This is a genomic window from Niastella koreensis GR20-10, from assembly GCF_000246855.1.
GTDB lineage: Bacteria > Bacteroidota > Bacteroidia > Chitinophagales > Chitinophagaceae > Niastella > Niastella koreensis.
Genome location: NC_016609.1, coordinates 1,850,394 through 1,864,618 on the forward strand (window position 1 = coordinate 1,850,394; position 14,225 = coordinate 1,864,618).

General features: G+C 46.7%; 7 protein-coding genes. 4 read left to right on the plus strand and 3 right to left on the minus strand.

The genetic code is table 11. The features are described 5' to 3' along the window. The first annotated feature begins 209 nt into the window (after nt 1–209). The 4 genes from NIAKO_RS07350 to NIAKO_RS07365 all read left to right on the plus strand — a co-directional run bounded on the left by NIAKO_RS07350 (nt 210) and on the right by NIAKO_RS07365 (nt 10,508). Nucleotides 210–3,188, plus strand: coding sequence for a PKD domain-containing protein (locus NIAKO_RS07350; protein ID WP_133055388.1), 2,979 nt, complete (start codon nt 210–212; stop codon nt 3,186–3,188). Between the two features lie 183 nt (nt 3,189–3,371). Further along, nucleotides 3,372–7,427, plus strand: coding sequence for a T9SS type B sorting domain-containing protein (locus NIAKO_RS07355; protein ID WP_014217781.1), 4,056 nt, complete (start codon nt 3,372–3,374; stop codon nt 7,425–7,427). A gap of 18 nt (nt 7,428–7,445) precedes the next feature. Further along, the gene (locus tag NIAKO_RS07360) at nt 7,446–8,450 is read left to right on the plus strand and encodes a PorP/SprF family type IX secretion system membrane protein (protein ID WP_014217782.1); all 1,005 of its coding nucleotides are present in this window, start codon (nt 7,446–7,448) and stop codon (nt 8,448–8,450) included. Nucleotides 8,451–8,522: 72 nt separating this feature from the next. Beyond that, nucleotides 8,523–10,508 (plus strand): OmpA family protein, encoded by a 1,986-nt coding sequence (locus NIAKO_RS07365; protein WP_014217783.1) that lies wholly within the window; start codon nt 8,523–8,525, stop codon nt 10,506–10,508. 240 nt (nt 10,509–10,748) lie between these two features. On the opposite strand, the gene NIAKO_RS07370 is transcribed toward NIAKO_RS07365, so the two are convergent. The 3 genes from NIAKO_RS07370 to NIAKO_RS07380 form a co-directional block, all read right to left on the minus strand. After that, a complete protein-coding gene (locus tag NIAKO_RS07370) occupies nt 10,749–11,807 on the minus strand; it encodes a lipocalin family protein (RefSeq protein WP_014217784.1) in 1,059 nt (352 codons plus the stop codon). Continuing rightward, nucleotides 11,794–12,978: a glycosyltransferase gene (locus NIAKO_RS07375; protein WP_014217785.1), complete on the minus strand. Its 1,185-nt coding sequence runs from the start codon at nt 12,976–12,978 to the stop codon at nt 11,794–11,796. The genes NIAKO_RS07370 and NIAKO_RS07375 overlap by 14 nt, the downstream gene beginning before the upstream one ends. A 138-nt stretch (nt 12,979–13,116) precedes the next feature. Beyond that, nucleotides 13,117–14,214 carry a DUF695 domain-containing protein gene (locus NIAKO_RS07380; protein ID WP_014217786.1) on the minus strand — a complete coding sequence of 366 codons (1,098 nt, stop codon included), beginning with the start codon at nt 14,212–14,214 and terminating at the stop codon, nt 13,117–13,119. Between the last annotated feature and the right edge of the window lie 11 nt (nt 14,215–14,225).

Genomic DNA, 14,225 nt, shown 5'->3' on the forward strand with positions numbered 1-14,225 from the left:
ATAAAGCCAGGTAAAGTAAGCATGGTATTCAGGTAACGGAAAGTTAACACCATTCAGTGGGTTCACGAAATAAAATAGTGCTTTTCCACTATTTTTCTTTTCGGTGTTTTGGGTTGGTTGCTTTCAGGCGGGTCATAAATAAATTAGCCAATAAAAGCTAACTGATATTGAGAGTCATTTTGACATTTATACTGGCAAGTGCCTGCCTTTTGTCATATGGGCAGAGCTTTACCAACAAGGGAAAGGAATTTTGGGTGGGCTATGGCCACAACGCTCTTTTTTATGCCAACAATGCGCAGGATATGGTACTGTACCTGAGCGCCGAGCAGCCTGCTCATGTTACTGTAAGCATTTCCAATACAACATGGGTAAGGAACTATACCGTAGCCGCCGGCCAGGTGGTGGTCTCCGACCTCATTCCTAAAAATGGAGCCGAAGATCCCCGGTTGGTGGGGGAAGGAATTTCCAAAAAGAATATTCATATCGAAAGTGATGCGCCCATTGTAGCCTATGCGCATGTGTTTGGCCAGTACAGCTCTGGCGCTGCCATGTTGCTGCCGGTTCAAACATATGGATATACCTATGTTTCCTGCAATACGAATCAGAGTTATGGTGATGGTACTGCCAATTCACATTCCTGGTTCTATGTGGTGGCGGCAGAGAACAATACCCGGGTGCGGATCACGCCTTCAATGACAACTGCAAGTGGGGTACTGCGGAATCAGGCGTTTGAAGTAGCCTTGAACAAAGGAGAGATTGTTAATGTAATGGGAAGTACACTTACTACCGGGATAGGTAATGATATGTCGGGCAGTACTATCCTGTCGATCGCCGGAGCCGATGGCAAGTGTCACCCGATCTCTGTATTTTCAGGAAGCAGCCGTACCGAGATCTGTCCGGGTGGCGGTCAGTTAGGACCAAGTGGTGATTTTATTATGCAACAGGTTTTCCCCGCCACGGCCTGGGGCGCCCGTTACCTTACAGGCATTACCGCTAACACCGATGATATTAATACCCCGGGTGTAAACCGTTTCCGGGTATATGTACGCGATAAAACAACAAAAGTATTTGCCAATGGCAGCCCGGTACCAGGTAGTTTGAATCCATATGGTAACTATTACGATTTCAGCGCATCAACCCCGCAATATATCACCGCCGATAAACCTGTTATGGTGGCCCAGCTCATTGTTTCACAGGGAGGCTGTGGTACCAGCTCTACCAGTTATAATGATCCGGAGATGATCTTTCTGAGCCCGATGGAACAGGCAATCAATAATGTTTCGTTCTACAGCGCTGAAAAGGAAAACATCCTGAACAATTATTTAATGCTCACCATCCCCGCGGCCGGGATAAACTCCCTGTCGATCGATGGAAGCGCCCCCGGCGCAGGTACTGCGCTGGACCTTGTTATAGATTGTCCCGGTTTACCTGGCTATAAAGTGGTGGTGAAAGAATTGTCGAAAACCGGGGCCCAGCATAATGTGCGTAGCGATTCGGTTTTCAATGCCATTGCTTACGGCCTCGGTGATCATGAAAGTTATGGTTACAATGCCGGCAGTTATGTAAATAACCTCACCTACCTGGCAGAAATTAAAAACGACAGCAGTGCAACTGCCAATTCATATACCTGTCCCAATACTCCTTTTACCGTAACGGTAAAAACATTGTATAATGTTACCGGTATTGTCTGGAATTATGGACTGCTGGCGGGTTTTCAACCCAGCGGCAACATCGTATACAGCAACCCGGTACCCGATGGTACGGAAGTGATCGATGGCAAAACCTACAATATTTATAAACAACCGTTACCCGCGCAGGCGCCGGGAACCGGTACCTACTATGTGCCCATTACTGTTACATCGCCTTCTATTGATAATTGCACCAACAGCGAAAACATTTATGTAGAAGTGGACGTATTACCCGGTCCCACAGCCGATTTTACTGCTGTTCCGGATTGCGCCACCAAAACCTCTGCCTTTACCGCCAGCTCTGCCGATCCCCTGATCGACAAATGGCGCTGGGATTTTGGCGATAAAACTACAGACAATGTAAGCCAGCCAAACAAGATCTACGCAGCTGGTGGATCCTATACGGTAAACATGTGGGCTTTCAGAAGCAGCGATGGTTGTGCCGGGATGGCCACCAAAACAGTAAGCATACCTGCTACGCCCAAAGTGGCATTTGACGCACCTGCAGTAGTATGTATGCCTTATGGTACCGCTGATTTGGTAAACAAAACCACCGTGCCGGGTACGTTTTCCGGTACGTTACAATATGGCTGGAACTTTGGTGATGGTGGAACCGCTGCCGATAAAAGTCCCACGCATTATTATGTGGCCCGCGGATCGTACCCCGTTAAACTGGTGGTTACAACCAACCAGGGATGTGCAGATTCATTAACTACTACCATTACAAATTTTGCCGACAGACCTGTGGCCGGCATAGGCGTAAGCAATCCTGAACAATGTACCGGAACATCCTTCGGCTTTACTGACAAAAGTACTTATCCTGGTAATGCTACCGGCGCCAGCTACAAATGGACCTATGGCGATGGCACTACCGGAACAACAGCTAATCCTGCCAAAACCTACAAACAAGCCGGTTCCTATACAGTTACCATGGCCGTTACCAGCAGTGATGGTTGTATTTCCGATACCGCTTCAACAGTGGTGAAAATACATGCTACCCCTGTGGTTGATGCCGGTCCGGACCTGATAACAGAACCTGGCAAGGCCGTACTGTTAAACGCAACAGTAACGCCTGCCACTGCTACAGTTACCTGGTCGCCTCCAACTAATTTATCGAATCCCGGTCAGTTACAACCCATGGCTTCGCCTGTGGAAACCACCCGGTACTACATTACTGCTACCGGCGAAATGGGCTGCACCGCCACCGACAGCATGTTGCTGAAAGTGTTTAAGGAATTGAAGGTTCCGAATGCCTTTACACCAAACGGTGATGGTAAGAACGATACCTGGCGTATTCCGGGTCTTGAAGATTATAAGAATGCAACCGTTCAGGTATTTAACCGCTGGGGACAGATCGTATTCAAAAGCACGGGCTACAGCAATCCCTGGCGCGGCGATATCAATGGCACGCCATTACCAACCGGCGCCTACTATTATGTTATTCAAACGAAAGAAGGCGATCATGGTACTATTACGGGTATGGTAATGATCGTTCGGTAAAAGTGAATAGTGCAAAACCACTGTTTTTTGTTTCGGCAGTTAACATTGGGATAACACGGTTAACACTGCAATAACTTTAAGCAACATAAAACGCGAAACGCCCTGAAGGCGGAACGCCAAACGCGAAAGCGGCGTTCTGCGTTAGGCATTTAGCGTTCAGCATTAAAAACCAATTCTACTGCTATGCGTATTTTGAAACGCCTGAGTTCGTATTGTAATTTATTTATAGTAAGGATCATTGTGATTTGTGGCTTGTGTGTACCTGTTAGCCGGTTACAGGCCCAGATCTCCGGAAATTATACCATCGATAGCAGACAACCCACAGCCGGCAGGAATTTCAATTCATTCAATGATTGTGTGAATTTTCTGTCTGGCGGTCTTACCGGCGCTGTTACTGTTACCGTAGCGGCTGGTAGCGGCCCGTATAATGAGCGGATCCTCCTGATAGAAGACATTAAAAGTTCAGTTACCAAACCGCTTATCTTCAATTGTAACGGTGTTACGCTTACCTATCTTTCAACCGACGCCTTTAACCGCGAACTGGTACTGCTGAACCATGTTAACTACGTTACCATCGATAACCTGAAGATCGTTCCAACGGCGCTTACCAACTCTGAGTTTGGGGTAGGGGTGCATATCGTAAACGATGCCAACCACAATACCATACGGAATTGTACGATCCTGAATAACATAAATACCAGTGTACCGCAAAACAATGACGGGATCGTTATCAACGGGTCGGTTGATTTTGCTTCTGCGCAGGGAAACAGTTTTTGTGATAGCAACCTGATCAGCAATAATACCATCACTGGCGGAAATTCAGGTATTACTCTGTCAAGTGTACCTGCGTCCAATGAACAGATGACTTATATGAAAGGAAACCAGATCATCGATAACAAGATCTCCGGTTACTGGAATGTTGGAATTTATTTGTTTTATAACGATGGCTTGCTGGTACAGGGCAATGATGTAAGTGCCCCTGTTGATATCAGGTCTGATGGTATTACGTTGTTTGAACCTAATATCAATACGCAGATCATTAACAACAAGATCCACCACTTTTATGACGCCACCGCCGACCCTAATGGCCGTTACAATGGAATTGATGTGGGCCAGGCCTTTGCTTCAGCGACAACGGCCAATTTAATAGCCAATAATCTTATTTATGATTTTCAAAGCGGCGGGGAGCAGTATGGTATTTATGCCGATGGCGGCACGTACATGAATATTTACCACAATACCATTTCGCTCGATAACCATGCGGTTACCGGCAGTAAAGAAACGGCTGGCATTTACACGAATGTATACAGCGGACTGAATGTAGTAGATAACATAATTACCATCAGCCGTACCACTACCGATAAGAACTATGGGTTTCACATGGCGGCCACCATACCGCAGTTAAGTAGTGAGCGTAACCTGTTTTATGTGCCTTCAGGCGGCTCTACCAATGCGGTAGGGTATAGTGGCGGTACACAAACCACGCTGGCTAACTGGCAAACAAAAACAGGTAAAGACCTGCTTTCAGTAAGTTCTGATCCGCTATATACCGACCCCATCAATTTTAACCTGATACCCACCGATAAAACCATCGACAACCTGGGCCAGTATGTAGGTATCAATAACGATATCACCGGTGCTGTTCGTAACAACCAGCACCCTGATATTGGCGCCTATGAATTTTTAACGCCTACCTGCGTAGGCCCTGCAGTAGGTGGCGCCGCTACCATGTTACCCGGTTCACCCATTTGTGAAGGATCGCCCATGGCGTTGAATCTTACCGGTAATTCATTTGGTACCGGCCAAACCTACCAATGGCAAACATCCGCTACCATCAACGGAACTTATAGTAATGTCGGCGCAGCACTGGCGCACCCGGCAACCAACAGCTACAATGCTATCAGCACCCTGTACTATCGTGCAGCGGTAACCTGTGGATCGCAGACTGACTATTCAACCCCCATTCTGGTAACTGTTTCACCTTCACTGCCTGCAGCTACCTATACCATCAATAACCTGCAGCCTACAAGCGGCACCAACTACCAAACCTTTAATGATGCCCTGAATGCTATCCGTTGCGGTATCCGCGGCCCGGTGGTATTTAATGTTGTTGACAATGGTACTGTATATCGAGAGCAATTGATCATACCTAAAATAAATGGTACTTCTTCCACCAACACCGTTACCTTCAAAGGTAATGGCGCTACCCTGGCATTTTTAAGTACCAATACCAATGAAAGAGCGGTGGTTAAATTCAATGGCGCCCAGTATTTCATTTTCGATGGCCTGAAGGTAAATCCCGATGCTACTGCAAGCGGTCAATATGGTGCAGGTTTTCAATTTATCAACGGCGCCACACACAATACCGTTAAGAACTGTACTATTACCATGAGCATGGCCGTAGCTACAGCCCCCGATTTGGCAGGTATTGCCATGAGCCCACTGGCCAGCAATTATACCAATACAGCTAATCCCAGCTTTAATGATAGTAATACCATTACCGGTAATACCATCATCGGTGGTAATATTGGTATTTCATGTACTTCTTCGGCAAATGGATATACACAGGGGAACATAATCACCAATAACATAATTAAAGACTTCCGTCAATATGGTATAACTGTGGTAAATACCCAGAACATGCTGATAGAAGGCAACGATATCAGCCGGCCTGCCCGTACACTCAACTTCGGCGGTACTGGTACCGGTACTACAACCAACTGTATCAATACTGATGGTAACCACAATAACCTGGTTATTTCAAAAAACAGGATCCATGATCCGTTCGGTGCAGCCAAAACAAATACAGGCGCCGTAAACGGGATCATGAATAATTCAAACATTCCTGATCTCAACGAATCGATCACCGTTAGCAATAACCTCATCTATAACTTTAACAGCAACAGTCAGCAATATGCAATTAATAATCTTGGTTCCTATAATGTAAACTATTATCACAATACAATTGTGTTGGATGATGCTGCGGCCTCAACCCAGAATACCAGGGGGATCAATATGGGAGGGGTAACAACCGTGGGCCTCGTAGTGAAGGATAATAACATCGTTATCAAAAGAGGAGGTACCGGTGCCAAGTATTGTTTTTATCTTGGTGGCGCAGGTTCTACTTATATTTCAGATTATAACAATTTTTTCAACGGGTCAACAACCGGTACCAGGAATTTCGTTGGTAATTTATTTGGCAGTGATTACGCTGCTTTGGGGGCAACCTGGCAAGCTGCCTGGCTATCTGATACCAACTCCATAAGTATGGACCCGGTTTTCCTTAGCCCTTCTACAGGTGATTATACTCCTAACATCCCGGCATTCGATAACAAGGGTATTCCCGTTGGCATCACTACCGATATCAACAACCAGGCCCGTCATGCAAAACCAGATATCGGCGCTTTTGAATTCAGTTTTTGTTTAGCGTTGACCAGGCCTGTTGTTACAGTAAGCAATACTACTACCAACCTGGTAAGCTTTAGCTGGAATGCGGTAACCAATGCAACCGGTTACCTGGTGTCGACCGATGGCGTAAATTATACAGCGCCTTCTTCCGGCGCCACAGGTACTACACATACCGTTTCAAATGTTCTTGCCGGAACCGATGTTTCCCTGACGGTAATTGCACTGGGAACAACGGTAGACTGTCCTAACGATACATCAGCAAAAGTAACCGGCCGTACCCTTTGTTTACAATTAGGTGCAGGACCTACTGTTCAGATCGACACCACTACCACTACATCTATCCGCTTCTCCTGGTTGACGGTAACCAATGCAACCGGTTATAAAGTATCAACCGATGGCGTGAATTATGTGAACCCATCTTCAGGCCCAACCGGTTTATACCATGTGGTTACCGGTTTAACAGCAGGTGCAGAGGTTGACTTTACCGTGCGGGCGCTGGGCACTTCAGCTAATTGCCCAACAGCCACTTCACCCCGGGTAGTGGCGCATACGTTGAACAACAAGTATTTCGTACCCAACGCCTTTACACCTAACAATAATGGGAAGAGCGACGTATTTAAAATAGAAAGCCCGGAAATAAGAACCATGCGGTTGATGATCTTTAACCAGTGGGGTGAAAAGATCTTCGAAAGCAGCAGCCAGCAAAATGGTTGGGATGGTACTTACAATGGTAAACAACAACCGGTAGGGGTGTATGTGTATGCGCTCACCATGACCATGCTGGATGGTACTGTTGTAAACAAAAAAGGAACGATCAGTTTGATCCGCTAAACCATAAAACTAACTATTATGAGAAACCTCGCTATATTCACAATGGGGCTGATGGCTGTGCTGAGTGGTATTTGCACCCAGGCGCAAACAGACCCGCACTACTCGCAGTATTACATATATCCGTTGTGGCTGAATCCAGGCTTAACGGGTGTTATGGATGGTGACTACCGCGTAACGGCCATTTATCGCCGTCAATGGGATGCTGTTTCCAGTCCGTATGTAACCCCCGGTATATCGGCAGATATTACCACTAACAAGAATTTAAATGTGGGGCTGAACATCATGAACCAGCAGGCCGGTAGTGGCGGGTATAATTATTTGACGGCTTATGCCTCTATGGCGTATACCGGCGTACGGTTTGGGACCGATGGCAACCAGCACATTTCAATGGGGATGTCATTCGGGTTGATCAACCGCCGTTTCGATCCGTCGAAACTGCAGACCAATGGGATGTATAACCCGGCCACCGGAGAAGTGAGTACCGTTAATGATGAACCGCTGAATAAAACTTCCGGTTCCAGTTTCGATGCCGGCGCCGGTGTGGTGTATTACGATGCCACCCCTGGCAAAAAGATGAACCTGTTTGCCGGGCTCTCGGGGTACCATTTAACGCAGCCGGAAGATCCTTTTACCACCGGGCCCGACAAAACAAAGATGCCCGTTCGCATAACGGCCCATGGCGGTGCGCAGTTCAATATTTCCGAAGGGCTCAGCATTACACCCAACCTGCTGTACATGCGCCAGGGAAAGGCTACTGAAAAAATGATCGGCGCTTATGTACAAAGCAACATCAATGAAGATGCCGACTTTTTGTTGGGCGCCAACTACCGCATCAAAGACGCTATCGTTCCCTATGTAGGCTTATATTATAAAACGTTTGTACTGGGCCTTAGCTATGATGTTGGTACTTCGGATCTGTCGAAGATCAGTGGTAAAGCCAACAGCTTTGAGATCTCGCTGTCTGTAATGGGTCACCGGTCAGTTAAAACAAAACGGGTTCCGTTTGTTTGTCCGGCCATGTAATCAATGGCCAATGGCCAATTGTCAATTGACAATTGGCCCTGGCAGTTCAATTCACATCATTAATTTTTAAGTATGTTCAAGCATATTATTATAATATCAGGCCTGGTAGTAGCAATCCATGTTAGTCAGGCGCAGGTTGTAAAAAATTATAAACGGGCTGCTGATAAATTCTATAAGCAGGGTGACTATTATTCAGCCGCCCGGTATTATGAAAAATCACTGGCCGGTAATAAGAGTGCTCAAAATGGCTATGAGCCATACCAGGTAGAGAAAAAAGAAGCCGGTTCAACCCAAAGTAAAGGGGTAAACCCCAGGGTGACGCCGTTGTATAACCTGGCCAATTCTTATTACAAACTGCAGGACTTCAGTCATGCCGAACCATATTACGCAGCCGTGATTGACCTGGATGCAGCGGCGTATCCCAATGCTGCGTATGAATATGCCATTTGTTTGCGGGCCAATGGCAAATACAGCCAGGCCCGGCAACAACTGGAGAAATTCCTTAAAACAAAACCGGCTCCTGAATATAAAATCAAAGCAACGCAGGAGCTGGCCAATTGCAATTTTATTCAACAGCAATTACAGCAGGGGGAAGGACATGTTCAGCTTACCAAACTGAATAGCGGGGTCAATAAAGAAGGCGCCAGTTATGCGGCTGCCTGGATGAATGCCAGCACCCTGGTTTTCACGGCTACCCGCAGCAGTGTTGATGAAAAAAGCAAGACAACAGAATACAACAATGCTTTGTATACTACCGCGCAACACATCGGTAGTTTTGATGAAGCCCAAAAATTGCCCATAACCGGTATCAACAGTACGCATCAGGGGGTGGCTACCTTTTCGCCCGATGGTAAAAAGATGTTCTTTACCGGTTGGAATACCGCAGGTGATGGTAAAAAAATGTTTGCGATATACAGTAGTGAAAACGGCGCCAATGGCTGGAGTGCTGCCACCCTGGTAGAAGGCTCCGTGAATATGGAAGGTACGGATGCCCGTCAACCGCACGTAACAGCAGACGGTAAATACCTGTTGTTCTCGAGCAACCGGCCGGGTGGTCAGGGTGGTTTCGACATCTGGTATGCGCCATTGAAAGAAGGCCGCCCCGGTAAAGCCATGAATATTGGTACTGCTATCAATACCAAAGAAGATGATGGGGCGCCTTTTTATTTTGCACCTGCCAACACGCTGGTGTTTGCCTCTAAAGGCCGTACCGGCATGGGTGGTTTTGATCTGTTTTCTTCAACCGGCGCTTTTGGCAGCAATTGGTCTGAAGCTGTGAACCTGGGTTACCCCGTGAATTCCGTAAAAAACGACAGCTATTTTGTAAGCCGTGGTAAGAACCTGCTTGAAGATGCGATCATCAGCAGCGACCGCGCCTCCCTGTGCTGCCTGGAATTGTTCTCCCTGCACAAGCCGTATCATCAATATTTCAGCGGACAAATTGTGGATTGCGAAAGCAAAACGCCTATCAGTGGCGCCACTGTTACGGCTACCAGTACGAACGGACAGTCTGTAGCAACCCAAACAACCAACGCGGAAGGTTATTATACGCTGGAAACTGAAATTGGCAGGGAAGTACGCCTCACTGCAGTAATGGATAAGTATAAAAACGAAACGCTGGCTTCTGCCACCGCCAGTTCAGATACCATCAACGTGGGTCAAAACTGTTTGGCAAAGATCCCTGATCCGTTCAAAGGCCAGGAGACCCTGGTAACGCACGATCTGCGGTTTGGTTATAACGAAAAAGAAGTGGATCCAGCCTCTTATGGTTATATGAATGATATGGCGGCTTATCTGAAAGCCAACCCAACCGTAAAACTGGAGATCTCAGCGCATACCGATGGCATTGGTTCTGCCAGCTACAACCAGCAATTGTCTCAGGCCCGTGCTGATGCCTGTGTGAATTACCTGGTGAATGCCGGTATAGACGGCCGCCGCCTGATTGCTAAAGGTTATGGCGCAACTAAACCTCTGGAGAAAGAGAAAGACAAAAAAGGAAAAGATATACCTGCTGCGCGTGAAAAGAATAGAAGAGTTGAGTTTAAGGTAGTTAAGTAGAGTTGATAGCGTTGACAGAGTTGATAGTGTTGATAAAGGAAATACAGTTAATAGGTTGACACGTTAACTGGTTGACGTGGTAGACCTTCTTCTCAACCTACGCCCTTTATCAACTCTGTCAACGCTATCAACTTCCTGCTTTTACTCTCCATTGCTTCTTCTTCCACGTTAACGTATCAACGTGTCAACGTATTAACGTGTCAACGTATTAACGTGTCAACGTATTAACGTGTCAACAAGTCAACTCCTCTCAACATACCCCAATCCATTTACGCTTCTCTTACCAAAGTTACCTTTGATCTGCACCCGGCCTTGCCAGAAGGCAGGTTTATCAACAACCGTGATCACTTCCTGGTCGGGCAGGGGCGAATGAATGTCCAATTCAGTATAATATTCAGGAATGGTTAACCGCCATTGGGTAGGATAGGCGATAAACGTGCGGGCGCTGGTCCAGGTTTCACCTGGCGTTAACTGAAAGTCATGTAAGGTCGCCGCATTGCCACCCGGGTCAATAAGAATGGCCCAACGGGCGGCCGGTGGTTTATGGGTCTCGAATAAGGCCGGTTGATTATTGGTGTCGTATAATTCGTAGGCGGTTATTTGCCAGTTGTTGTCTAACTGAATGGAGAACCAGTTCAATGACAATTGCTGTTTTTTGGCTCTGGCGGTTTTGGGTTTGCCAAACCGGTGATCGTACCAGCCGCAGCCTTCCACATCAAACGATTCCCCGCCAGGCAGGGTAATGGTGCCATTCACTTCACAGGCCGGGATAAAATAATAGAACAGTTCTTCCCCACGCGTACCTGTTACCAGGCCGTTGTTACCATGCAATACCGGATTTACAAAGGGCATAAAATTCAGCTCGCAACCTACACCCGTACCGGGGTTGTACAGTTTGAGCTGGTATTTTCCCTCCTGTATTTTTTGAAAGCTGTTGTGATCAATCTCCAGTTGTAAAGTGGTATTGCTAACGAGGGCATCGGCGCGGTCGGCCAGGGAGTCGGGATAGTATTTTTGATTATCGGTGTCGGTTAGTGCCCAGGAAACGGAATGCATATAGATGGCTTCGCCGGTATGTTCGTCTTTTCCGATAACCGTTCGGGTAAAGGAGGCGAACAGGGAAAAATGCCGGCCTTGTATAGTTGCCAAATGACAATTCTGGTTCCAGCATTCCAGGGTCGATGATTCGTGTGGCAGATCATGAAGGGCCAGGTCAATGGGACCATTATTGACTGGCCAGTCTGCCGGTTGTTTTTTTGTTCCTTTCTTTTTTGTGCTTGTCTGTTTAGGCTGTGACATGTAAATAGGGCTTATGTATCTGGTTTATTTTTCCAAGCTTTTCAATAAACGCCGCCATTTGATAAAGTGCCTGGTGATGGTGCTCATCCATCTGTTCTTTAAAAACCGGGTTATTTACGATCTCATTTACTGCAGCAGCTATCGTTTCAGGGGTTGACGCTACAATACCGGTCTTTGCCTGTTTAAGCCATTCTTCGTTGGCTTTTTGTATGGGGCGCATGCCCTTGCTTTGTTGTACTATCAGTGGCGTTTGCGTTATCAATGATTCGGTAATGGTCATGGCGCTTGGTTTGCCAATGGCAAAATCGGCCAGGTGCAGGTGACGCAGTGGCGTTTTTGGTAAATAAGTATATACGGCAACAGGAAAAGGCAGTTTTAACGCCGTTACCTGTCTGTACAGTTTTTTATTCTTGCCACACATGATAATGAGGTTCAGGTGGCGGTGTTGTTTGGCCAGCGCTTTGGTAATGGCCAGGATGTTGCGGCTGCCCTGTGCGCCGAAGGAAAGGAAACCAACGGGCCATGCGGGGTTCAACCCGATTGCCCTCAATTGTTCGCTGCGGTTGTGCGGGGTGCATTCATATGCACAAACACCAACCGGCATGCCATCTATACGAAAACGTTCTTTTTCGGGGATGCCTGCTTTGGCTGCCTGTAATTGCAGGCGGGCGGTACCATTTAAATAATACTGCTTCACATCTGGTGTGAACCAGTAGTTGCTCCGTACTTCTTCGAAATCGACGGGCACGGTAATGCATTGCACATCCGGATTGGCCAGCTGGGCGCTGCGGTACAACACCGGATTGTACATGGGCGTTACGGAAACCACAATGTCTGCTGGTGATGCTTCCCAGTACCGGGAAATTTTGCGGATGCCACTTTTCCCAACCCGGTTGGCAAAAAACATAGTGAGGTCAATCTGTTTTTTTAACCCGGCTACTTTGTCATTTCTTAATTGCCAGTTGAAAAGCCTGATCCCGGAGCGAACGATCTTTCCGAACAGCGGATGATGATCGAAGATCTCGGCGATGTTCACCAGGCGCACATGGCAGAAGGGATTGCGGTTCTGTAAAACATTTTTTAAGGCGGTAGCGGCGGAGAGGGGACCAGAGGCCGCTTCGGAATACACGATGGCAATGGAACGTACGGTTTTCATACTATCTGCTTGCATAAGCTGGATATTAGATATTGGAATTATGGATTTTGGGGCTCAAAAAACATTGAATTGTACATTCAACATTTTTTATATAAGGTAAATATAGTAATTATACTTTCCTGTGCAACTTTTTACGACGAAATGTTTCTTTTCTTAGTTGGAAATGAATTTATTCAATGATTGCCAGTACTTATCTTTAAACACATCATACGAAATATTGAGTTTGCCGTAATATTCCCGGATCAAACGGTGCAATACTTTTGATGGTTTTCTGAAGTCTTTACAGGCAAAATATACCGTTCTTTTATTATTGGCGGTTTCCCGGGCTATGTTCAAATAGCCTTCAAAATCCTTCAGCTCGTTCATCACGGCTTCTTCAAAAACAGCCATTAACTGGTAAGTATCGTTATCTGGCAGGCCGTTCCTTCCCTGGCCATCGTAGGCAATGTCAAAATGCAGGATCCAGGGGTGCGATGCTTTGGCATCCCATTCCAGCAGGGTGGAGTTCACCACCGCTATCAATGGCCAGCCATTTGGCATTTGAGCTTCCAGCCCTGCGTAGTTATCATTCTCCGTATCGTGGCGATGGCCGTCGTATTTTTCCAGGAATTCCTTTTGCCGCCAGATCAGAAAGTCTTTCAGCTTTTCAATGGGGATCAGTTCCTGTTTTGTTTGAGGCAAACCCTGTACGGTAAGATTGTCGATGGTGGTTATCGAATTGAGCTCGCCGAGGGTATTGTCGAGAAAAATATACGTGCCGTTGATGATGGTAGTTTCATCTTCCTTTTTATAATCCTGATACGAAATAGTGATGTCAATTTCATCGGGGTATAAAATGCTGTCGTTTGAATAGAATGACAAATGATCTTTGTCGAACACATAGCCTTCCAGCTTTATACGCATATCCGGCAAATCGAGGGCGGGCTTCAGGGCGGTGAACTTCCAGCCTTCAATGACCGGCGCTGCCTGAACGATCTCTTCGGCAAACACAATGTTTTTTATAATGCCATCGGGGGTAATGATCAGTTCTGCGGTATGCTCGTCGTACATTCCTGCTACCAGGAACAACCCTGCCTTCAGCTCCTGCAGTTTTGGGGACAATTTATCAAACAGATCCTTTTCAACGCGGGTGCCGCCGGTTTTTACAGCATTGAAATATGCTTTTTCATGCTGTTGAAACCAGTTCCAGAAATCGGCATAGGTATTAATGGGCGCTTCTTTTTTGGGGAACAATTTCTTTAAAAAGCTCATTTATCCTGTAT